General features: G+C 60.7%; 23 protein-coding genes. 4 read left to right on the top strand and 19 right to left on the bottom strand.

The genetic code is table 11. From position 1 onward, the window contains the following. Nucleotides 1–39: 39 nt before the first annotated feature. The 4 genes from ABZS45_RS07120 to ABZS45_RS07135 form a co-directional block, all read right to left on the bottom strand. Entirely contained in the window at nucleotides 40–645 is a 606-nt protein-coding gene (locus ABZS45_RS07120) for a hypothetical protein (RefSeq protein ID WP_412099227.1), read from the bottom strand. Between the two features lie 53 nt (nucleotides 646–698). After that, a complete protein-coding gene (locus ABZS45_RS07125; protein ID WP_412099228.1) occupies nucleotides 699–1,004 on the bottom strand; it encodes a hypothetical protein in 306 nt (101 codons plus the stop codon). Nucleotides 1,005–1,089: 85 nt separating this feature from the next. Continuing rightward, the gene (locus ABZS45_RS07130) at nucleotides 1,090–1,596 is read right to left on the bottom strand and encodes a DUF6912 family protein (RefSeq protein ID WP_412101152.1); all 507 of its coding nucleotides are present in this window, start codon (nucleotides 1,594–1,596) and stop codon (nucleotides 1,090–1,092) included. Between the two features lie 12 nt (nucleotides 1,597–1,608). Continuing rightward, complete coding sequence (locus ABZS45_RS07135) at nucleotides 1,609–2,019, bottom strand: HAD-IA family hydrolase (RefSeq protein WP_010189184.1); 411 nt, start codon at nucleotides 2,017–2,019, stop codon at nucleotides 1,609–1,611. 221 nt (nucleotides 2,020–2,240) lie between these two features. Between ABZS45_RS07135 and ABZS45_RS07140 the strand changes: the two genes are divergently transcribed. Beyond that, a complete protein-coding gene (locus ABZS45_RS07140) occupies nucleotides 2,241–2,645 on the top strand; it encodes a hypothetical protein (protein WP_412099229.1) in 405 nt (134 codons plus the stop codon). Nucleotides 2,646–2,727: 82 nt separating this feature from the next. Here the strand turns inward: ABZS45_RS07140 and ABZS45_RS07145 are convergent, their stop codons facing one another. The 9 genes from ABZS45_RS07145 to ABZS45_RS07185 all read right to left on the bottom strand — a co-directional run bounded on the left by ABZS45_RS07145 (nucleotide 2,728) and on the right by ABZS45_RS07185 (nucleotide 12,729). Further along, nucleotides 2,728–3,087, bottom strand: coding sequence for a hypothetical protein (locus tag ABZS45_RS07145; protein WP_412099230.1), 360 nt, complete (start codon nucleotides 3,085–3,087; stop codon nucleotides 2,728–2,730). Between the two features lie 133 nt (nucleotides 3,088–3,220). After that, the gene (secA, locus tag ABZS45_RS07150) at nucleotides 3,221–5,773 is read right to left on the bottom strand and encodes a preprotein translocase subunit SecA (RefSeq protein WP_412099231.1); all 2,553 of its coding nucleotides are present in this window, start codon (nucleotides 5,771–5,773) and stop codon (nucleotides 3,221–3,223) included. 271 nt (nucleotides 5,774–6,044) lie between these two features. Beyond that, on the bottom strand, nucleotides 6,045–6,689 hold the full coding sequence (hpf, locus tag ABZS45_RS07155) for a ribosome hibernation-promoting factor, HPF/YfiA family (protein WP_010189188.1): 645 nt from the start codon (nucleotides 6,687–6,689) through the stop codon (nucleotides 6,045–6,047). A 170-nt stretch (nucleotides 6,690–6,859) separates the two neighbouring features. Further along, nucleotides 6,860–7,540 carry a ComF family protein gene (locus ABZS45_RS07160; RefSeq protein ID WP_412099232.1) on the bottom strand — a complete coding sequence of 227 codons (681 nt, stop codon included), beginning with the start codon at nucleotides 7,538–7,540 and terminating at the stop codon, nucleotides 6,860–6,862. Between the two features lie 33 nt (nucleotides 7,541–7,573). After that, nucleotides 7,574–9,283 carry an MtrAB system accessory lipoprotein LpqB gene (gene lpqB / locus ABZS45_RS07165; RefSeq protein WP_412099233.1) on the bottom strand — a complete coding sequence of 570 codons (1,710 nt, stop codon included), beginning with the start codon at nucleotides 9,281–9,283 and terminating at the stop codon, nucleotides 7,574–7,576. Beyond that, on the bottom strand, nucleotides 9,280–10,953 hold the full coding sequence (mtrB, locus tag ABZS45_RS07170) for an MtrAB system histidine kinase MtrB (protein ID WP_412101153.1): 1,674 nt from the start codon (nucleotides 10,951–10,953) through the stop codon (nucleotides 9,280–9,282). The genes lpqB and mtrB overlap by 4 nt, the downstream gene beginning before the upstream one ends. Before the next feature lie 69 nt (nucleotides 10,954–11,022). After that, nucleotides 11,023–11,709, bottom strand: a complete 687-nt coding sequence (gene mtrA / locus ABZS45_RS07175) for an MtrAB system response regulator MtrA (protein WP_070446165.1) — start codon at nucleotides 11,707–11,709, stop codon at nucleotides 11,023–11,025. A gap of 1 nt (nucleotide 11,710) precedes the next feature. Continuing rightward, on the bottom strand, nucleotides 11,711–12,331 hold the full coding sequence (locus ABZS45_RS07180; RefSeq protein WP_070644122.1) for a dTMP kinase: 621 nt from the start codon (nucleotides 12,329–12,331) through the stop codon (nucleotides 11,711–11,713). Between the two features lie 44 nt (nucleotides 12,332–12,375). Further along, nucleotides 12,376–12,729: a DUF4259 domain-containing protein gene (locus tag ABZS45_RS07185; protein WP_070446169.1), complete on the bottom strand. Its 354-nt coding sequence runs from the start codon at nucleotides 12,727–12,729 to the stop codon at nucleotides 12,376–12,378. Nucleotides 12,730–13,101: 372 nt separating this feature from the next. On the opposite strand from ABZS45_RS07185, the gene ABZS45_RS07190 reads away from it, so the two are divergent. Continuing rightward, a complete protein-coding gene (locus ABZS45_RS07190; RefSeq protein WP_412099234.1) occupies nucleotides 13,102–14,016 on the top strand; it encodes a DNA-directed RNA polymerase II in 915 nt (304 codons plus the stop codon). A gap of 92 nt (nucleotides 14,017–14,108) precedes the next feature. Here ABZS45_RS07190 and manA read toward each other — a convergent pair whose 3' ends face one another. Both manA and ABZS45_RS07200 read right to left on the bottom strand, forming a co-directional pair. Continuing rightward, a complete protein-coding gene (manA, locus tag ABZS45_RS07195) occupies nucleotides 14,109–15,338 on the bottom strand; it encodes a mannose-6-phosphate isomerase, class I (RefSeq protein WP_070446176.1) in 1,230 nt (409 codons plus the stop codon). A gap of 9 nt (nucleotides 15,339–15,347) precedes the next feature. Continuing rightward, nucleotides 15,348–16,301 (bottom strand): exopolyphosphatase, encoded by a 954-nt coding sequence (locus tag ABZS45_RS07200; protein ID WP_412099235.1) that lies wholly within the window; start codon nucleotides 16,299–16,301, stop codon nucleotides 15,348–15,350. A 29-nt stretch (nucleotides 16,302–16,330) separates the two neighbouring features. On the opposite strand from ABZS45_RS07200, the gene cobA reads away from it, so the two are divergent. Then, a complete protein-coding gene (gene cobA / locus ABZS45_RS07205; protein ID WP_412099236.1) occupies nucleotides 16,331–17,059 on the top strand; it encodes a uroporphyrinogen-III C-methyltransferase in 729 nt (242 codons plus the stop codon). 9 nt (nucleotides 17,060–17,068) lie between these two features. On the opposite strand, the gene ABZS45_RS07210 is transcribed toward cobA, so the two are convergent. Genes ABZS45_RS07210 through ABZS45_RS07225 form a run of 4 tightly spaced genes read right to left on the bottom strand, consistent with a single transcriptional unit; the run spans nucleotide 17,069 to nucleotide 20,682 of the window. Further along, entirely contained in the window at nucleotides 17,069–18,064 is a 996-nt protein-coding gene (locus ABZS45_RS07210; protein WP_412099237.1) for a sulfite exporter TauE/SafE family protein, read from the bottom strand. Further along, a complete protein-coding gene (locus tag ABZS45_RS07215; protein WP_070711168.1) occupies nucleotides 18,057–18,749 on the bottom strand; it encodes a sirohydrochlorin chelatase in 693 nt (230 codons plus the stop codon). Before ABZS45_RS07215 ends, ABZS45_RS07210 begins: the two co-directional genes overlap by 8 nt. A gap of 11 nt (nucleotides 18,750–18,760) precedes the next feature. Continuing rightward, complete coding sequence (locus ABZS45_RS07220) at nucleotides 18,761–19,015, bottom strand: hypothetical protein (protein ID WP_412099239.1); 255 nt, start codon at nucleotides 19,013–19,015, stop codon at nucleotides 18,761–18,763. Then, on the bottom strand, nucleotides 19,012–20,682 hold the full coding sequence (locus ABZS45_RS07225; RefSeq protein WP_412099240.1) for a nitrite/sulfite reductase: 1,671 nt from the start codon (nucleotides 20,680–20,682) through the stop codon (nucleotides 19,012–19,014). Before ABZS45_RS07225 ends, ABZS45_RS07220 begins: the two co-directional genes overlap by 4 nt. Before the next feature lie 229 nt (nucleotides 20,683–20,911). On the opposite strand from ABZS45_RS07225, the gene ABZS45_RS07230 reads away from it, so the two are divergent. Next, entirely contained in the window at nucleotides 20,912–22,264 is a 1,353-nt protein-coding gene (locus tag ABZS45_RS07230) for an FAD-dependent oxidoreductase (RefSeq protein WP_412099241.1), read from the top strand. Nucleotides 22,265–22,282: the final 18 nt, after the last annotated feature.

The following is a 22,282-nucleotide window of genomic DNA, read 5'->3' on the forward strand; positions in this document are numbered from 1 at the left end:
TACAGGAAGAGCTTTACGCGCTCTAATGGCACCTAAGTTTTAGAGCGGAAGCATTGCCGCCAGCTGCGGCGGCAGAACGGTCTTAAGGAAGGGGCCAGCCGCGCGGAGAACCATAAGGATCACGGCCAAGCCGCCGGAAACGCCGAGGATGATAGCGCCGCCGGTATCGATATTGGAGGAGGTGTTGCCACCGGTCTCCTCTTCCTTATTGAACTCTTCTTTCTTCGCACAGGCGTTGAGGGCCTTGACGTAGTCCGGCGCAATCCCACGGAAGGCCTTTACCACCGCAATGTTGTTCTTTGCGCGCTTGACGGCGTCCTCATCACCGAGCTCGACCTCTGCCTCATAGCCAGCCAGAGCACGGTAGAGCTCATCCGATTGGTTCTCTACGTCGCGAGCACGCTTCTCCGCGTCCTTGGGCGAAATCTTAAGGCCATTCTTCAGCAAGCTGCTGTCGACATCATTGTCTTTCGACTCCGCATTCTTCAGGTCGCTGGCTTCCTCCTCGTTCAAGGTGATGGTGCACTTATCGTTCTTGATGGAGGTGGTCACTGCACCGGCAGTCGGGGCAACGACACCGCCAGCCACAAGCGCAACGGACAAGGTCGAGGTAGCCACCACACGGCGAAGACGGGAGGAAGACATACTGAAGGAACCTTTCGATAGAGCTGAATTTTACCCCCGCAGAATATCAGCAATTAGCCCAACTTGGGCAGGTAATCACCAAACTCCTTGTAGGCGGCGAAGCCAATGCTGATGATGCCAAAGAGGATGGCGATAACGACGGCCACTGGCCCCTGTGAGGAGCCCTCGAGGATTCGCAGCCATGGGGTCGTTACACCCATATCAGGATCCGGATTTTTGGGGTCCGGGTTGCTGCGGTCCGCGTGATCCTGCACGATCGGCGCTGCAGGCTCCTCTGCGCCGGCAACTGGTGCGGCGACAAGCGCAGCGTTGCTCAGGGCAGCGGCGGTGACAAGGCTAGCAAGACGGGATCTCTTCATGGTGGTGCTCCTTCTTAAGCGATGGCGTTAGAGGCTTAGACTAGCACCACGCGTAAGGCACCGGTGATTGTTGGCAAGAAGATCCTTAGAGAAGTTCCACGAGGATGGGTAGTTCGGTGGGGTCATAATAAGCCATGAAATTATCCAAAGCATCACCGACTGCGAGCTCAGCGTCCTCGTCTCCGAGGTCAGCGTTGTCGATAGCGTCAATAGCCTTGGCCGTAGCGGCTTCTGATTCCTCGATATCCACGTGGATGGCCTGCAGGTTAGCCTTCGTGATCGTGGCAGGATTGAGGGCCACGACGGGCTCGCCCATGTCTGGCTTCGGAGTCACTACGGACTCATCCACGTCTACGGAGATGACCACGCGTCGGTGGGGAAACTTTTCTTCATCTCCGATAGCCAGCAGGCGCAATGAAGCCATGGAAGCTTCAAGGAAGGCAGAGTACTCAATTTCTTCCTCGTCGCCTCCGGTATAGAACTCACGCAACGCGGGTGTTAGCGCAAAACCCCAACCACTGCGTGCGGCGAGCTGGCCGGTCTCCTCGAGCTCAGCCAGCATGCCGAAGGTAGCCGGCAGGAAGACGCGCACATCCTTCGACACTTAGAACTCACCTTCAATGTCGAAGACTGCCTGGACCTCAACGCTTGTGCGGTCGAAGACCGTGTAGAGCATGCCCACCATGCCGTTCTCCACAGCAGCGCGCACGTTAACGATGGAATCATCCACCATGACGCAATCATTAATCGGCAGGTCAATAGCATCTGCCGCGGCCTGGAAGGCTGCACGGTCCGGTTTCTCAGCACCAACCTCGCCGGAAAGCACCACGGCATCTACAATGCCGCGGTATTCCCATTCACGGATGTGCTCCGCGCCTGGGCCGCCCGGATCGTTGGAAAGGATAGCGGTGGCAACTCCGTTGGATTTCGCGGCGGCGAATAATTCCCGCCAGCGCTTGACGTCCTCTTCGGTGCCGTCAAGCACGCCTACAAAATCGACGATGAGTCCACGCATATTATCTACCCTTCGCATTGAACTGTGTTTATCGTCCGAAAGTATAGCGAACATACCGCCCGCCTGCTCTCACCGGCCGATGCGCTGCAAATTTCTAGCCGTAGGCGGCGCTGCCATGGCACAATGAACGTACATCCAGCTTCCTTCTCTCTGCCCATCCCCCGATCCTTGCTTCAGCGCTTTCCTCCATACCGCGCACTGCGGAAGAGGACGCAATTCACATGTACACCCCCATCCCCGGCATGAGCCACCTACAACTGTATGTCGCCCCGCAACGTATCCGCTATGAGCGCGAGCCCACAGCTCGCGACCTGGCCACGCGGGAAGAGATCCATGGTCTCGTTGTCATAGTCCTCGAAGTCGCTGCCTCCTTGCGGCCTTTGAGTCACCTCAATAACCCGCGTTTTGCCCCGGAAATCACTAAGCATGTGCGCGCCTGGCGGAAAGCCCAGGCAGCAGCAGAATCGCACGGAGGAATAACGCTGCGCAGCTTGCACGCACGCTCAAATGGTGAGTTCTTCGGTTCGGTGCTCTTAGGCTCAACACGGCGTGCTTTTACCGGCGCTGCAACCGGCCGACACCTGCGGTCATTCCGCTTACTTTCGGGCGGCCTGCAAACCCACTGACGCAAGAGACAGAGGTTCTGAAAAATATGAGTCTGAGGTCTTGAGGAGGCCTAGAAATCACACCTACGGCTTAACGCTGGTCTTAAAACAGCGAGCCCAGCTTGATCAGGATCGGTGTCCAATCGATTCCGGCGAAGGCCGCAGAAGCGCTCACCAAAGCTAGGCTGATGCCGCCAAACATGGTGGCCCCCACCACGGGAAGCTTCGCAGTAGATTCATCAAGACTTTCCGATTCAGACACCGCGCCACACTGAGTGGAATCAAAAGCCTCTGAGCTGCGTGTAGCGTCCTTCAAGGGTTCATCGCTCTGAGAGCCCAATACGGAGGCCAGCTGGCACTGCTCTTCAGGGGCTAGTTCCACAGCCGAAGCAGCTGCGCCGCCACCCAGCAGGGTGGCAGATGCGAACACGGATAGACCTACTCGCAGAGACAAGCGGCGCATACTGACTCAACCTCCGAAGAACAATAATTAATGTTCTGACAGTATATACCTAACTACTTCCAATAAAAAGACGCCGTGGGGAATGATTCCCACGGCGTCCTGCGTTGGCTAACGCTGGCGTTTCAGCGTTGCTCTAGGCTTCCGCTTCACCCACGGCGTTTGCCTCTTCCTGCGCCTTGAACTGCTTGCGCAGCATAAACAGCTGGCGCACGGTTTCTTCCTTGACCGCGTCGTTCATAGCATTGAACATGTCGCCGCCTTCCTTCTGGTACTCCACCAGAGGATCGCGCTGCGCCATGGCACGCAGACCGATACCTTCTTTGAGGTAATCCATCTCATAGAGGTGCTCGCGCCACTTCTGGTCAATAACCGGCAGGATGATCATGCGCTCGGTATTGCGCATCTGGCTCTCACCACCGATAGCGCTCACAGCTTCTTCGAGTTGGTCATACTCGGAATTCGCATCAGCCAACAGTGCATCGCGCAGCTGCTCCGCAGAAATCTCGCCGGCGGAGCCGTACTCGGTACCGTCGACAAGCTCCTCGTGCGTCATAGTCGGCCCGTAGAGGGACTCCAGCGCATTCCACAGCTCGTCTAGGTTCCAGTCCTCCACGTAGCCGGTAGCCGTCGCCCCCGCCACGTAGGCAGACACGGTGTCGTTGATCATCTCGCGGATGTTGTCCTTGATGTCGCTGGCCTCGAGGATGTCGTGGCGGGTGGCGTATACCACCTTGCGCTGCTCATTGAGTACCTCATCGTACTTGAGCACATTCTTACGCATCTCAAAGTTCTGGTTTTCCACCTGTGCCTGTGCACCCTTGATGGAGTTAGAGACCATCTTGGCCTCAATCGGCACATCATCTGGCACGTTGAGGCGGTTCATCATATTCTCCATGGACTGGCCCACGAAGCGCACCATGAGCTCATCACGCATGGACAGGTAGAAACGGGTCTCACCCGGGTCACCCTGACGGCCGGAACGGCCGCGCAGCTGGTTATCAATACGGCGCGACTCGTGGCGCTCGGTGCCCAATACGTACAGGCCGCCGGCCTCGCGGACCTCGTCGCCCAGGCGCTTGGAGCGTTCCCTCTCCTGATCGATCTCGGCGTCCCAGGCCTCCTGGTACTTCTCTTCATCCTCAAAGGGATCGAGGCCGCGCTCGCGCAGCTTCTCATCCAGAATGACCTCGGGGTTACCGCCGAGCACGATATCGGTACCGCGGCCGGCCATGTTGGTGGCGACGGTTACGGCGCCTGGGCGGCCGGCACGGGCGACGATCTGTCCCTCTTCCTCATGGTGCTTCGCATTGAGTACCGAGTGCTTGATTCCGCGCTTGCTCAACAGTTGCGAGAGGTACTCGGAGCGCTCGACGGAGGTGGTACCCACCAACACCGGCTGGCGGTCGGCAACGTGTTCCTCAATGTCATCCACCACCGCAGCGAACTTGGCTTCCTGGGTCTTGTAGATGCGGTCGGAGTGATCGGTACGCTGATTCGGCTTATTAGTTGGAATCGGCACCACATCTAACCCATAGATGGAGTGCAACTCAGCAGCCTCGGTTTCTGCGGTACCGGTCATGCCGGAAATCTTGTCGTAGAGGCGGAAGTAGTTCTGGAGCGTAACGGTGGCGAGAGTCTGGTTCTCGTTCTTGATCTCCACCTCTTCCTTTGCCTCAATAGCCTGGTGCATACCTTCGTTGTAGCGGCGGCCAGCCAGAACACGGCCGGTGAAGCTATCCACGATCAGCACTTCGCCATTGCGGACAATGTAGTCCTTATCGCGGGTGAAGAGCTCCTTCGCCTTCAACGCATTGTTGAGGTAGGACACCAACTGGGAGTGCTCTGGGGCGTAGAGGTTTTCAATGCCCAGCTGATCCTCAACGAATTCGACGCCCTCCTCCAGCACACCAATGGTGCGCTTCTTGTGGTCCACCTCGTAGTGGATGCCCTCGCGCATCTTCGGTGCCAGCTTGGAGAAAACGCCATAGAACTGGGAGGAGCCGTCGACCGGTCCGGAAATAATGAGCGGGGTACGGGCCTCGTCGATCAGGATGGAGTCAACCTCATCCACAATGCAGTAATTGTGGCCACGCTGGACCGTGTCATTGAGCGAGCGGACCATGTTGTCGCGCAGGTAGTCAAAGCCCAGCTCATTGTTGGTGCCGTACGTGATGTCGCAAGCATAAGCTTCCTTGCGCTCCGCAGGGCGCATTTCGGAGAGGATGACGCCAACGGTAAGGCCCAGCCAGCGGTGGACACGGCCCATCATCTCGGCGTCACGCTTGGCCAAGTAATCGTTGACCGTCACGATATGTACGCCCTTGCCCTCCAGCGCATTGAGGTAGGCCGGCAGCAGCGAGGTCAGGGTCTTGCCCTCACCGGTGCGCATCTCAGCGACGTTGCCGAAGTGCAGGGCGGCACCGCCCATAACCTGCACCTTGTAATGCTTCTGGTCAAGCACGCGCCAGGCAGCCTCACGCACGGTGGCGAAAGCTTCGAGAAGGATGTCATTCATCTTTTCGCCATCCGCCAGACGCTTCTTAAACTCGTCAGTCTTAGCCTTGAGCTCGTCGTCCGACAGCGCCGCGAATTTATCTTCTAGGGCAATAACATCATCTGCAATTTTGGCCAGGCGCTTGACGGTGCGTCCCTCACCGGCACGGAGCAGCTTGGAAAGTCCAAACACGTCTAGATAGTCCTTCTTGTCGCGACAAATAAGTTAACTCGTCGCCATTGTACTCACTAGCTTTTCTCTCACGATTCGCCACCCAACCCAAAGCACAATTCTGGTCCCACCCCGACGTGTGCAGGACGCCCCTCGGCCGTCACGAAAAAGAGGAGATCGAAGATTAACAATGCCCAATAGAGACATAAGAAGGCTCCCTGTCTCGCTGCGCGTGTACGCTGCGGGGCAGGGAGCCTGTGTATTAGGCCCTAAGGCCTTTAAGGCTCAGGCCTTAAGCATCAGCATCCGTCAGGGAAATGAGACCGTAGTCGAATGCGTGGCGGCGGTAAACCACAGAAGGCTTGTTGTTCTCCTCGTTGATGAAGAGGTAGAAGTCGTGGCCGACCAGCTCCATCTCGCTGAGCGCATCATCGACAGACATTGGGGTTGCCGGGTGCTCCTTGAAGCGGACAACCTGGCCCGGGCGAACATCCTCGACAGTCTCGGCGTAGGGATCGATGTAGCGCTCTTCCTTAGCGGGCTTAGCTGCCTCAGCTTCAGCGACCAGCTCAGCGGCGATCTGACCAGTACCCTTCTGGGCGCGGTGGCCGGACTTCACGTTCTCACGGCGCACCTTAACCTTGCGCAGGGAGCGCTCCATCTTGCCCAGGGCGGTCTCGAGTGCCGCATAGAAAGAATCTTCCTTCGCCTCGGCGCGAGCGATGTGCCCCTTACCGGTAGCGGTGATCTGCAGACGCTCTGCCTCAGACTCGCGGCGCGGGTTCGGCTCGTGCTGCAGCTCCACGTGGAAGAAGGTCAGGGTCGGATCAAGGCGCTCGATCTTGGCTAGTTTTTCAGTGACACGTTCCTGGAAGTGCTCCGGAACCTCCACGTTACGGCCGGTAATGGTGACCTGAGCGTTGGTCTGCTGGGACATGAAATGCCTCCCTATACTCGTGGGGACTGAATGACTGCACATTCTGCGGACTTCTACAAGCCTGTGATGAGGGGCCGAAAGCCCGCTTCCCTGTGACACCCCTCATGTTACCACTGGTCATAACCTACACGGTGACTGACCCCTACACTCACGCATGATGATGGCCCGCCCTACGCATCTGCCAGCACAATCGCGCCCGCGACGTCACCCCCGATAGCCCATACACGCGCGGCGCTAGCACGCAGAGTTGCGCCGGTGGTGATGACGTCGTCGACAAGCATCACGTTCTTCCCCACCAGTTCGCGGGCGGCGGGACGCAACAGCACGGCTGTCCGCATGTTATCGGCGCGCTCCACGGCGTTGAGCTCTGATTGATCCGCACTGCTTTCAGCCGTACGCAAGGCATTAACCACAGCCCAGTCCGGAAGCCTGGCAGCCGCTGCCTGGCACAGGGCGGCAACAGGATCGCCACCGCGGCGACGAGCCGAGGACACGCGCGTCGGCGCCGGCACGAGCAACCCAGTCTCCGGGATATCACCGCGGGCGCGCAAGTAATCGATGCCGGCGGCGAACACCGCCCCGAGGTGAGCACGCACTGCGTGGTGCCCGTGTTCCTTCATGGCGATGATGACACCACGGCGAGTATCGGAATAGGGACCAAGAGCCCATGCCGGAAATCCCAGGGGCCGCGGCCGTTCCACCCGGCGCGGAACCTGCCGCAAGTGTTCCTGGCAGAACGTGCACAACACCCCGCCCGCAGTTGTTTCGCCCCCGCACCCGGCGCAGGGACGTGGCAAGAAAAGCTCCACGAGAGCGGCCGTGGCCTCCCCTATCCCCCGATTCTTCGACATGCGCCCCACTTTAGCGCGACTCTAGCGCGCGCTCTAGCGCGCGATGATGGGTGAGGATCGCACTCCCTGCAGGCCTTCGACTTCACGCCAATACGAGCGTTCAGATCCGCCTGCGGGTAGCTGCAGTAGAGCATGCGCATCGGTGACGTAGTGCGTCGACGGTGAGGAAGCCACCGCCACCACCGGCGCGGTGATATTTCCGGTGGGCAAGGTGGTAGCAGAGGAACCGTCTTGCTCAATACGCCAGACGGGCGAATTCGACGCCGAGGTACCCACGAGCAAAGAACCGTCCGTCTGCCACTCCACGGACAAGGCCGAGCCGGTTAGCTCTGGACCAACTTGGTGGATGTTGACGATACGCCGCTCGCCCGAGGTCGCGCGGGCCACCACGCCGGTGTAAATGCTGCCGTCGATGATCATGGCGATACGGGCTCCCGTGAGGGACAGTCGAATGACCGAGATCTCTCCCTCCACGTTCTCCAGTGCAGAGGTGTCCACCTCCGCGGTGCTCAGTTCGCCAGTCGCCGGCGAACGCGTCACACGGACTACATGTTTGCCGTCAACAACGGTCCACGCCACCTGGCCGCCCACCTCGAAGGTGGGGCGGGCTAGGGTTTCGCCCTTGACCGAATCCTTGAGTCCGTGGCCGAGCTCGCCCATCGCCAGCTGCGATTCCTTCTCAGAACGCTTACGCACCGCGGCCACCATCCCCTCATCCGAGATATCGGCGGACTGGATGTCATGGATCTGGCCGGCCATGCCCTGTACCTCGGTGCTACCTTCGCCCTTGACTTCCAGTAGGGAACCGTCGTTGACGGCGTAGAGCTTGGGCACGGATTGGGCAGCTACCTCCGGGTTAAACTCGGCGAAATCATCGATGGTCATCTCCTCCATGTTGTCAACCAAGGGGCTGCCATCGATGGTGGCGCGAACCGAATTAGTGATCTCCGCATTGTTGAGAGTCCAGACCAACTGGGACGCAAATTTAAGGCGCTCCTCCTGGCTCATTGCTGACATCCCACTGAATTCATACACACCATCGTTGATGCCTAAGAAAGTGGCATCCTTCGGGATCAAGGTGGAGGTCGCCGGAGCGATATCGGAAGACGGACCCTGTAACAGGAGGGTGACCAACTCTGAAGCGATCGAGTCCTTTCCCGAGTAGAGCCACCGACGGTCCGCCACCAGTAGGCGCTGGGTTGTACCGAAGAAGTACAGCGACTGCGGGCGGTAGCGGTTGCGCAGTTCCGTGCGCTCGATCACCGCGCCAGTAGGCAGGTCGGTAATGCGCCATTGCCCATTAAACTGGCGCAGGCGGACAGTCGCCTCAAGACGTGAATTATCCGGGACATAGGCCCCGCCATTCGCCAGACGGCCGATGATGTTGCCGCGCACCGAATACTCGAGGTCACCGTCTTCCATGTTTGAGGTCACAAGGTCGATGGAGTCCACGACGAGCACGGTATCCGTGGGATCCCAGGAATTAGCAATTTCGGAGGAAAGGAAGGTGCGGGCAGCAGCGTAGTTACCAGTGGGAATCGCCACGGCCGAATAGAAGTCACGGACTAAGAGGTCCGGTTCGCTATCGGTGCGGGGCTCCACGACGGCATCGTCTGCCCGCTCATGAGGTTCAAAGGTGCCGATCACCTGGGGATCAGTGTTATGCGGCAAGGTCGAGCACCCGACGAGGGTAGTAAGCGCGACGCAGCTGAGCAATGCGAGTGAGCGGCGGGCCGGAATCATCGCTGGGCCTCCTCGTCGAAATCGGGGACGATGTCTTGATTGAACGGCGCTTCCGCGCCACGCGCTTCGCGCTCCGAGGGCCACACTATCCCGTTATCCGGCTCTGCCTTTACTGCAGGGGCTCCTAGTTCAGTGCTCACGTCGAGCGCGGACTGTTCCTCCGCTTCGACGGGCTTCGGAGCGCCCGGGACCTCGAGGGCAATGGGCTCAGATTCCACCGCTTCCCCCGGGGTGCGTGGCAGGACTAGACGGAAGCGCGAGCCGATGCCGAAGTAGCCGATGGCATCCAGAGTGCCTCCATGGAGCACGGCATCCTCGCGAGCGATGGCCAAGCCTAAGCCGGTTCCGCCTGAGTGGCGCTTGCGCGAGGAATCCGCGCGCCAGAAGCGGTTGAACACCAGCTCCTCCTGACCTTCCTTGAGTCCCACGCCAGAATCGGTGACGGCGATGCCAACAGCATCCTCAGTCGCGTCGATATCCACGGTAACGGGGTTGCCTTCAGAGTGATCAATGGCGTTCGCGAGCAGGTTACGCAAGATGCGCTCGACGCGGCGCGAATCGCATTCCACAGCCACGGGTTCCTCTGGGGCATGAACGATAACCTCCACCCCCAACTCGGCGGCGAGGTGTTCCACCTGGCTCAGTGCGGAGTCCAAGCAGGAGCGAATATCAAGGGAGGCCGTGGACAAATCAGCCACGCCTGCATCGTGGCGAGAGATCTCCAAAAGGTCCGCGAGCAAGTCCTCGAAACGGTCCAGCTCCTTGATGAGCAACTCCGCCGAACGTTTGGTGTAGGGGTTGAACTCTTCTGCGTCTTCCGCGATGACATCCGCCGCCATGCGCACCGTCGTCAGCGGCGTGCGCAACTCGTGAGAGACATCGGAAGTGAACTGCCGCTGGAGGTCGCCATATTCCTCCAGCTGGGTAATCTGCTTTGACAGCTTGTCTGCCATGTCATTGAAAGAGGAAGCAAGGCGGCCCATCTCATCATCCGAGTTGACCACCATGCGCTCGCGCAGGTGGCCGGCGGCAAATCGTTGTGCAATGCGGGATGCGGAGCGAATCGGGACGATCACCTGCTGGGTGGCCAGCCAGGCAATACCTACGAGGAGGACCACGACCACCACTCCGGCGGCCGAGAGCAGACCACGCATAAGCGCCATCGTGGATTCCTCGGACTCCATGGACAATACGAGGTAGACCTGGGTATTCGGGATATCACTTTCAATGGGTGTGCCCACCATCAACGCGTTATAGGTCGCCCCCGACTGCTGGTCCACCGTGGCATATTGCTGGACAACCTGACCGCGGCTGACGAGCTCGCGCATGCCATCGGGAATACGGTAGCCCTCCGGCGAGGTCGTGGCCGTGCCGTCTGAGTTTTCCACGACGATGACCGGCTCATACACGGCCTGGGCATCGGGCTGTTGCGCCGACATTTGGCCCAAGGCGGCGCGCGCAGAGTTGATGCGCACCTGCGTTGAATTTGCTGTGCCGGTGGCATCGATCTGCTGCTCCACGGCCACACGAGCGCGGTCGAGCTCCTGCAGTGCGGTGTCTTCCTTCTGGCTCACGAGCTGTTGTGTCAACACCGATACCAGCGCATACGCCAGGATGATCATGACCACCGTGGAGGCGACCAGCATCATGCCCAAGACACGTGTCTGCAGGGACGTGCGCCAGCGCTCGACGACGCCATCCCGGGCTCGCCTTAACCAACCAAAAATAGCGGTAGTCCTTTACTCGGCGATTTTGCCAGTCTTGTATCCCACACCGCGCACCGTGAGCACGATGTGTGGATCTTCTGGGTCGTGCTCGATCTTTGCGCGCAGGCGCTGAACATGCACGTTGACCAGGCGAGTATCGGAAGCGTGGCGGTAACCCCAGACGGATTCGAGCAACGCCTCGCGGGTGTGCACCTGTCCGGGCTTTCGAGCCATCTCCAGCAGGAGGTCGAACTCTAGCGGGGTCAGCGAGATCTCCTCGCCGCCCTTACGGGTGACGGTGTGCTCGGGGACGTCGATAAGCAGGTCCCCTACCTCAATTATTTCGCTCGTACCCCCGTCAATCCGGCGCAGGCGCGCACGGATACGGGCGATGAGCTCTTTCGGTTTGAAGGGTTTGGTGATGTAGTCATCCGCCCCCGATTCGAGGCCAAGGACCACATCGACGGTATCGGTCTTTGCGGTGAGCATCACGATAGGCACCGAGGACTCGGTACGGATGGCACGGCAGATATCAACGCCGTTCATGCCCGGAAGCATGAGATCCAACAGGATCAGATCGGGGTCATGCTCGCGGAAGGCCGGGATGGCCTCATTACCATCGTTGACGGCAATAGGTTCCAGCCCTTCCGCCTCGAGCACGATGGTAAGCATTTCGGCAATCGCCGGATCATCATCCACGACCAAGATTTTCGGTGCCACGTTATTGTTCTCCTACAAGCTCCTTGACAGCTTGGATAATCATATCGGCATCCGCGGTGGCGATCCACCGCCCTGCCCACTGCTGCTCCGCCAACCGACGGTAGGCAGCCGCCGTGCGTGACTGCAGAGCGGCATCGCGTTCATAGCGGTCGCGGTTGCGTCCCTCATCCTCTGCTGCACGGGCCACGGCACGCTGGCCGGCAAGGGCTACGTCGGTATCCAAAAAGACCTGCAGTTGCGGCACCGGCAGGCCGAAGCGCTCGAATTCGAGCTCATAAATCCAATCAACAATGAGCTCCCCTCCCACCCGCGCGGAAGAGTACGCGGCGTTGGAGGCCACATAGCGGTCCAGAATGAGCAGAGAGTCCGAGGACGCAGCGGCGGTGAGGAGCTGTTCCTTGGCGCCCCGCCGATCCAGCGCAAAGAGCGTGGCCATCCCGTAGATCGAATCGGTGAGGTCACCCATACGCCCGTAGAGCGCCTCCTGCGCGAGCTGGGCATGGATGGAGTCTTCGTAGCGCGGGAAGCTTAAGACTTCGACATCGCAGGCTAGTTCTTCCCGCAAGCGCTGGGTGATGGTGTTCTTACCCGCGCCGTCAATTCCTTCAATACTGATCAGCATGCTTGGTGTATCTGGTGCTCGAGCTGTTTCTAGGAAAGCTGGCTCTACGACAGAGCCTCAATGAAGGGCTCAAGGTCATAGTCCTCTTCCACACCTTCGATCAGCTCGAGCGCGTTTTCGTTCAGGTTCTCGCTGCCGGAGCCGGCGAGATCCCGGATGAAGGGGTAGTCCTCAACGACCTCCCCGGCACTGAACGGAGCACCTGCCCAGATGGCAGCAATCGTGGCCGCCGCTAGGGCGTTGCGCTGCTCCTCTTCAGTCTGCGCCTCACCTGAAGCCGCAAGCGCGCAGGCATCATCGACCGCAGCAACGATCTCTTCATCCTCTAGATCAGCCAGTTCATCCAAGAAGTCGACGTTGGCCTCGTCAGCGAAGATGTCTTCATCCCATGAGCTCATTGTTTTCTCCTTTATGCTCTGGTGAATTAGGGGTCTGTGTTCTTATATCCACGGTGGGCCGGTGCGGATTCGCAGGCGGGGCACGCCGCGCAGCCGCTATCTAATCCAAGTTCTACCATTCTTTAGGCGCACGTATGCAAGGCTTGCTCCCGCGGGCCCGTTTTATTACGGCACTAGCTATCTACCTTTCCTTCCTCTTTCACATTTCTCTCTCCTTCTACAGCGCACCGAAGACCGGCTCGCATAAGAAGCGCGTGGGGATTATTGCCCAGCCCATTTACTATCCTCAGTTTCGTGTTATCGTTGTTACCGTCTTGTGACATTTGAGCAGGCTTTTGCGCAGCAATTTAAGTAGGAAGGAGAGCGCCCCGCATGACGAGCACCCCTCGCCGCATTGTGGCTTTCGTCGTGGCAGGCCTCCTGTGCGCCGTCGCCGTTGGCATCGCAGTTTGGCGCATGAGCGCGCCGGATTCCGTGGTATCCAAGCCCTCCGCCGCCACCGCTGCCTCAAGCGCTCCGGCCACGTCATCTTCGGCAACGCACTCCTACACCACCACGGCCTCCCCGACCTCGACGCGCTCCAAGCAGTCCCAGACTCAGGTTGCCGCACCCGCGGAGGATCCGTACTTGGCACCGAATGCCGTGGTGAACCGCACGGAACCGGCTGCGCCCACGGCTGTCTACCGCCCTGATAATGTCTCCTCGCTGCAGAACCAGCAGCCGCAGGTAACGCCGAACACGCAGTACCCGCAGGCGCCACTCAGCACGGCTCCCACTGCGCCGCCATCTGAAGGTTCCGCTACGACGGCCCCTGGGTCGCCAGTACCGGGATCTCCTCAGCCGAGCTCAGAACCGACGCAGCCGCCGACCACACCGGAGTCACCGACGATCGTTCCACAAGAGAGCCCAACGGAGGACCACCACGCTGGCCCGCAGCCCTCCGGGCAGCCACAGCCTGAAGAACCTTCTGACTCCCCTGAGTCCTTCAATCCGCGGCCAGCTGGGTTCACCCACGAAGCTCCCGCACCTGATGCTGAGACCCCCGCAGAACCCCGCGAAGCAGGCAAGAAACCGTGGGAAGGAACCGCCCCACTAGTCGGCGATGGCGCGAAAGCTCCGGGGCGTGACGCCGAGACTCATCGAAGCAACGAGGCTCCCACCCCAGCGGCACCGACGGATGATACCCCCGTCGCCGAGGAACCTTCTGCAGCAACCCCCACCGCCACTGCTCCAGCTGAAAGCTCCCCCGAGCCAACTCCCGGACCGGCGATCACAGAGTCGGCTTAAATTCTCTCACACTCAAATCCCCTCACAGCTGCCCAGGCGCACACAAAGCCTGGGCAGCTGCGCAGTTTTAAGGCTAGCCGCACGCCATGGGCTTAGACGCGGGCGATGAATACCTCAGCACCCTCGGCACCGGCAGCGCGGACGGTAGCAACAGGGTCGTTGGCAGGGAGCCACGCAGCGTGGCCCGCGCTTAAGTTGAGGCTCTCTGCCTCCGCGTTGCTCAACGCAGCTGCGCCGGAGGTACACAGCAGAATCATCGGGCCATCGCTGTCGACATCGACGCTCTCCTCGCCGGAAAGCTCTACACGGTCCAGCAGGAATTCCTCAATCGGTACCGGATAGGACCATGCCTTCGCGCCCTTCACGTTTCCGGTTTCGGAGGCATCCACTAACTCCACTCGCGGGTCTTCAGCCGCCTCGTAGGTGAGGACCTTGACCAGTTCAGGAACGTCAACGAACTTCGGGGTCAATCCGCCGCGTAGCACGTTATCGGAGTTGGCCATGATCTCTACGCCTAAGCCGGAGACATAGGCATGCAGCTGCCCGGCGTCGAGGTAAATCGCCTCACCCGGCTGCAGGACAATGTGGTTGAGCAGAAGCGCTCCCAGAACGCCGATATCACCTGGGTACTGTTCATTGAGCTTGGCCACGGTACCCATCACGGTGGTCATCCACGGCTCACTTGCCTGGGTGCTGCGCAGTCGCTCACCAGCAGCCACCACCGCATTGATCAGTTCCTTGCGCTTGGGGCCAGGGATCGTAATCCAGGTGGTAAACAGCGCGCGGAGACTATCGCCTTCGGCGGCTGGATCCGCATCAAGCATGCCTTCATAGTGCGCTAGTTCTTCGCATTCCAAAGCCGCGAAGAGGCTGCGGGTCTGCGCAAGGGGGCGGAATCCCGCCATGGCGTAAAACTCGGTGAGCGCCACGATGAGTTCCGGCTTGTGGTTGTCATCCTTGTAGTTGCGATTAGCTGCCGTGAGATCGATTCCCGCCGCGTTCTCGCGGGCAAAGCCTTCCTCGGCCTGCTGTTTCGAAGGATGCGCCTGCAGCGATAGCGGTTCGGCGGCTGCCAGAATCTTCAGCAAGAAGGGCAGGCCGGCACCATACTTGTCAGCCACCCGCTGTCCCAGCTGTCCTTGGGGGTCGGCCGCGATGATCTCATCCAGCTTCTCCTCCCCAATCGTTGAAGGGTCAGCCGGATGCGCACCGAACCACAGCTCTGCTACCGGGCTGTGGGCTTCCGGCTCGCCGAGCAGCGTCGGGATAAGCGTACGCGAACCCCACGAATAATTGCGGGCAGCGCTGGTGAGCAACTTCATTGAAATCCTTTATTTCACGTCGTAGGCGGTCGCGGCATAACTGCGCGTAATCAGCTGCAGCGCGCGGGCCAATTCCCCACAGGAGGTGTCGGCGCTCGCTGCTGCAAAAGAGTGGGGAAGGTTCGCCTCTTCCTGTCCCCATAAAACAATTTTCAAGGGTACCAAAGGCTCGTCCGCTTCAAACGGGTCGTAGAAGATGTCAGTCGGGTCTGTCTGCAGAATCGGCCCTAAGCCTTCCGCATCAACAACGGTCCCTCCCAGTCCGTGGGCTGCCCACAGCGCACCGGCCATGCGGGCAACAAGCGCGTCGAGGTGCACGCGCGTGCGCTCCTCCGACAACGCATAAGGATCGGGCCCACAGCTGTGGATGACTCGCCCGCCCTCTACGAATTCACGCAACGCGCGCCCAGGGTTCGTCGTGGAGTCACGTTGCGGGGATAGTGCTTCCAGCTCACGGTCCACTGCATCGGCGACGTCCTCCACACGGCGGGAAACGAGAACTGGGTCTTCGCTCAGCACCGCGTACACCGCGTGCACAGCTGTAATCACGCGCACCGGGGAGATCCCTTCGGCGGTGGGTAGGTTGTCAATGACGATGGTGTCCTCGGGGGCGTCGTCGATCTCATTGAGAAGGACTGTCGTAGCACCCCGGCGCGCAGCAGTATGCAGCGCGCGCTCCGCCCACGGGCTATCCCCCGCCACCACCACGACATCGAGGGCACCGGTAAAGCGCGGTAGTGACTCGCTGACCATGATGGGGACTTCAGCGGGCTCAGCTAGGCCCACAGCAACGTGAGCGGCAGCGCGAGAAACTTGGTCGGCGGCAAGGATGACGACGCTGCGCGGGCGGAGTCCGCCCAGCACGCGAGCAAGCTCCGGCACGGATGCAGCCACCACGCGCGCCTGGGCGCCTTCGTGGGCAATGTCAAAGAAGCCCACGGTTTCGGGGTCATAGGAAGTCATAGGCCCGAGCATAGCTAGGATTAGTGGCCATGAGCATTCATCCGGTAGTCCTTATCGGCGGCGGCCCTGGCGCGTGGGATCTCATCACCGTGCGTGGCATGCGGGCGCTGCAGGAGGCCGAGGTCATCGTGGCAGATCACCTCGGTCCTACCGCCCAGCTGGATAAGCTGTGCGATATAGGCGCCAAGGAGCTTATCGACGTCTCCAAGATCCCCTACCGCGCCCAGGTGGCCCAGGAGCGCATCAACGAGATTCTGGTTGACAACGCTCGCCAGGGGCGCCGCGTGGTCCGCCTCAAGGGTGGGGATCCTTATGTGTTTGGACGTGGTTTCGAAGAACTCACTGCGCTTGCGGAAGCGGGCATCCCGGCGGAAGTGATCCCCGGGGTGACCTCGGCGGTCGCGGTGCCCGCACTGGCGGGGACGCCGGTGACGCACCGTGGCGTCGTTCATGCCTTCACGGTGGTCTCCGGGCACCTGCCGCCAGGCCATCCCAAGTCTTTGGTGGATTGGGCAGCCCTGGCGCAATCTGGGGCTACGTTGTCCGTCATCATGGGTGTCAAGAACGCGGCTGCCATCGCTGCTGCGCTGATCGACGCCTCCCTGTCGCCCCACACCCCCGTGCGCATCATTCAGGAAGGCTCCCTCGATGGCGAGCGAGCATTCCAGTGCGAGTTGGCTGAGCTAGGGGCCACGATGGAAGAGAACTCGGTGGCTCCCCCGGCGGTCATCGTCATCGGTGAGGTTGCCGGGCTCTAGCGCCAAGTTCTACTCAACTCCGACGCGCTCGTCCTCCGAATCCGCGGAGCTTCCTGCATGGGCGCCCTCGCGGCCGGTCGGCTCCGCTGTTTCAACGACGCGGCTGCCGGTGCGCTGCTGCGAAGTGCTATCCCCCTCCGCGCCCTGCGCGGATCGAGCCCGGCGTTGATTCGCCCAGACCGTGAGAGCAACTCCGAGGACCAGCGCAGCGACCTGCAAAAGAAGGATCTGCTGATGCGCCAGCGCCCACCCTAGGGCCCTAGGAATGTTGAGCGTCACGATAGCCGTGCCCACGAATCCCCCAAGGAGCGTGGGGTTGATGCGCGAGATGAGCCAGGCTGCAATCGGTGCGGTAATCACCCCGCCGATAAGCAACGCTACAACCGCGGCAGCGTTAGCCACGATCTCCTCCCAGAGGCCAACGATGAAGCCCGCCGTGGCACCAAAAGTAACGAGGAATTCTGCAGTGTTGACCGTGCCGACGATGCGCCGCGGCTGCTCACGGCCGACCGCCATGAGCGTCGAGGTGGAAATCGGGCCCCAGCCACCGCCGCCTGAAGCATCGACAAAGCCTCCCACCACGCCGAGCCCCGCGAGAAGAGGAGTGGAGTGCTGTCGAGTTTCCTGCGATGTGCGGCTCCGTGGGCGCGAGAAGCGCCAGACGAGGTTGATGCCTAGGACCACGAGAATCGCAGACGTTACGGGCGCGGCAGCTTCGAGAGAAAGGTTAGACAGAACCGTCGCTCCGATGAAGGCTGACAGGCCTCCCGGCACACCGAGCTTGAGCACCGTAGGCCAGTGCACGTTGCCAAAACGCCAGTGGCTAATTCCGGAGACCAAGGTGGTACCCAGCTCCGAGGCGTGCACCACGGCGGAGGCCGTCGCGGGTCCCAAGCCAGCTAGCAGCAGGATGGTGGTGGAGGTGACGCCGAAGCCCATGCCGATGCCACCGTCGACAAGCTGCGCGGCGGCACCCGCAACCGCGATGAGAATGAGGCTACGCATGGGCCACCTCCGCATAACGGTGGGAAACAATGCCGGCGAGTGCCTCACCCAGCGGAGGGAGAATCTGCCGAGTCTCCCCATCGCTGCGCCCTGCATCCTCGTCGAGGCGATCTAAAAGCAGGCCAGGGCTCACAAAGAGTGGCACGACGACCTCCTGTTCTCCGCCCGAGTCAACGGGCTGGCGCGCACCGCGCGTGGCATAGGCAACCTTCGCTGTGCAACCGGCAAGCTCACCGACACGACGCGCTAGACCAGCAACGGCGGCGTTGGCACGCTCATCGGAGGAGCCGACAGAATAGAGCACAACGGTATCTGTTCCCTCTGGAACTCGCTCTGCCAGCAGACGCGCCATGTCCTCACCGGTACCGAGTCCACGGGCTTGGTGAAGGCGCACTCCAGATGCCGCAGAAGCCTGGGCCACAGCTTCAGGAACGTCGATGCGCTGGTGGTAGCCCTCGGTAAAGAGCAATGGCACAACGACCGCCTCGCGTATTCCTTGCGCTGCTAGGCAGCGCGCCGCCTCATCAAGTGGCGGGTTATTGAATTCTAAGTGTGCGGCGGTGGCCGGCACACCGGCCAATTCGCCAGCGGCGTGGGTCAGGGCCATAACGTTCGCTGCAGCCTCAGGGTGGCGTGAGCCGTGTGACAAGGTTAGTAATGCCGTGGTAGCGGTCGGGGCGGTCATGGTGGGTTTCCTTAATTCTGAGTTTTCGCGGTGGAATGGCCGCGGCGAGCGAGAGAGCGCTGCAGCGCCTCCGCGGAGGAGACCGCCGGCGCGGGCGCTACGGGGGCATCGTCTTGGCCGTGGAAGCGTACAGAAAAGATGCGGAGGCACTCTTCGCACTTCCAGGCAAAATCATCTTCCTCATCTGGAAATAGGTGTGTTCCGGCGCAGTAGGGGCAAAAGGCTGGGTGATTGCGGTTGGGGTTAGGCTGACGACGAAAATTCACTGCAGGTCCTCCTCGTCCGCGCGCAGGACCCAGTGGCGGAACTGTTCGCCGTCTTCGCGCTGCTCCTTGTACTTGTTGACCAAGCGAATGACATAGTCCGGAACCTCATCCGCCACCACCTTGTGTCCGCGCAACTTGCGGCCCCAGTCCGGGGATAGGCCGAGGGCGCCGCCGAGGTGGACCTGGAAGCCTTCGACACGGTTTCCATCGGCATCGGTCACAATCTGTCCCTTGAGCCCGATATCCGCTACCTGCGAGCGCGCGCAGGCATTTGGGCAGCCGTTGAGCGCAATGGACAGCGGGACGTCGAGGTCACCGAGAGTATCTTCTAGGATGTCGACGAGCTCGATGGCGCGGGCCTTGGTGGTCACGTGCGCGAGCTTACAAAACTCCAGGCCGGTGCAGGAGATGACGCCGCGGCGGAACTCCGAGGGCTGGGAGTATAGGCCCGTCTCATCCAAGGCACGCGACAGCGCAGGAATGTCCTCTTCTTCCACGTCGAGGAAAAGCAGCTCCTTCATTGGCGTGGTGCGGATGCGGCTGATACCGAACTTCTCAGCCACATCTGCGATGGCAATGAGCTGCTCGCCGGTGGCATGCCCGACGGTGGGTTTAACACCTACGTAGAACTTGCCGTCCTGCTGTCGGTGCACGCCCACGTGATCGCGGTTGCCGGGGGCGACGGGAAGCGGGAGGCCGTCAAGAAGCGGCGCGTCGAGGTATTCCTCTTCCAGTACCTTTCGGAATTTCTCAATGCCCCACTGCGCCACCAGGAACTTCAGACGCGCGCGGTTGCGGTTGCGACGGAAGCCATAGTCGCGGAAGATGCGCGCCACACCGGCCCATACCTCCGGCACGCGCTCGAGCGGAATCCACGCGCCGAGGGATTGCGAGAGCATCGGGTTCGTGGACAGTCCTCCGCCCACGAAGCAATCGAAGCCCGGGCCGTACTCCGGATGCTGCGTACCCACGAAGGCAACGTCCTGGATCTCGTGGGTCACGTCCTGACGCACGTTGCCGGAGATGGCGGACTTGAATTTACGCGGAAGGTTATGGAACTCCGCGCGCAAGAGGTAGTCATTCTTAATCTCCTCGATGGCTGGGGTGGCGTCGATAATTTCGTCGGCAGCCACCCCCGCTACCGGTGAGCCAAGAATGACGCGGGGCACGTCGCCGCAGCCCAACAAGGTATCCAGCCCCACAGAGCGCAGTTTCTCCCAAATGGCGGGGACATCTTCAATCTGAATCCAATGCAGCTGGATGTTCTGGCGGTCCGTAAAGTCCGCGGTGGAGCGCGCATAATCGCGCGAAATCTCTCCCACCGCCCGCAGCTTGGCGGGATCCGCGCGGCCGCCGTCGAAGCGCACGCGCATCATGAAGTATTCATCCTGTAGCTCGGCGTTGCTGAGCTTGGATGTCATCTCCCCGCCTAGGTTCTGGTTGCGCTGGGTATATAGACCCAACCACTTGAAACGTGGGGCAAGGTCCTCTGCGGGAATCGAGGAAAATCCTTGCTTGGAGTAGATATCGATAACGCGCTGACGCACTGCTAGGGCGTCGTCGGCCTGCTTGATTTCCTCGTCGGAGTTCAGCGGCGCGGTGCCGTCAATCTTCCACTGGCCTTCCGGTTTCTTCGCACGTGACTTTCGCTGTGTGGCGGTGGTCATAATTTGCTGCCTTTCGTCGGTTAGTGAAAACCTACCGGTCTAGCAATAACAGACAAAGCGGTCTTTTTTATTTTCTCCCGAATATGCAAAGCACGCTGGGTTTATGCCACAATGTTCTCCGAATGTAATTAGGCCCAGTTGCCCTACAGCAGACAAGCCGGTTCAATGAAACCCACGCTTGTTTAGACCTAAGCTTTCGTTAGTTACTACAACATTCCGAAAGGCCATCATGACCCAGCAGCCCCTGAAAGTAGCCGTCATCGGCGCCGGCCCAGCCGGCATCTACGCCTCCGACATCCTGGTGAAGAAAACCGGCGGCAACGTTCAGATCGATCTCATCGAGCAGATGCCCGCCCCCTTCGGGCTCATCCGCTATGGCGTGGCTCCGGACCACCCGCGCATTAAGGGAATCGTTAACTCCCTGCACCGAGTGCTCGACACCGAACAGATCCGCCTTCTGTCCAACATCAACGTGGGCCGCGATGTCACCGTCTCCGAACTCGAGGAGTACTACGACGCCATCGTCTTCGCCACCGGCGCCGTCGGCGACTTGGGCATGCAGATCCCCGGCTCCGATCTCGAGGGCGTCCACGGCGCCGGCGAATTCGTTGGCTTCTACGACGGCAACCCACGCTTCGAGCGCTCCTGGGATCTCTCCGCTACCGACGTCGCCGTGATCGGCGTGGGCAACGTGGGCCTCGACGTCGCCCGCATCCTGGCCAAGACCGGCGATGAGCTCAAGGAATCCACCGAGATTCCCGACAACGTCTATGAGTCCCTGGCCAAGAACCAGGCCATCACCGTCCGCGTCTTCGGCCGCCGCGGCCCGGCGCAGGCCAAGTTCACCCCGCTGGAGCTCAAGGAGCTCGACCACTCCCCGACCATCAACGTGGTGGTGGACCCGGAGGATATCGACTACGACGAAGCCTCCCTCAAGGCCCGCGAAGAGGCCAAGTCCTGCGACCTGGTGTGCCAGACTCTGGAAGGCTACGCCATCCGTGAACCGAAGGATGCCCCGCACACCCTACAGATCCACCTCTTCGAGCAGCCGGTCGAGTTCATCGGTAAAAACGGCAAGGTTACTGCCGTGAAGACTGAGCGCACCGCCCTCAACGGCGATGGCTCGGTCTCCGGCACCGGCAAGTTCACCGAGTGGCCGGTCCAGGCCGTCTACCTCGCTGTGGGCTACCGCTCTGATGCCATCGAGGGCGTGCCCTTCAATAAGCAGAAGAACGTCATCAACAACGACGGCGGCCACGTGGTTGACCTCGACGGTGAGGTCGTGCCGGGCCTGTACACCACCGGCTGGATCAAGCGCGGCCCGGTGGGGCTTATCGGCAACACCAAGTCCGATGCCACGGAGACCATCGGCATGCTGCTTGCCGACGCCGAAGCGGGCAACCTCTCCCACTCCCGTGACGAGGACATCGTCGAGCTCTTCAAGTCCAAGGGCCTGGAGCACCTGACCTGGGAGGGCTGGAAGAAACTCGACGCCGCCGAGCGCGCTTTGGGCGAGGCCGAGGGCCGCGAGCGCAAGAAGTTTGTCGAGTGGGAAGAGATGGTCAACCACTCGCGCGACTAAGCCGGCTCGTCCCAATTA

The organism is Corynebacterium aurimucosum (genome assembly GCF_046895345.1).
GTDB classification, from domain to species: Bacteria; Actinomycetota; Actinomycetes; order Mycobacteriales; family Mycobacteriaceae; genus Corynebacterium; species Corynebacterium aurimucosum_G.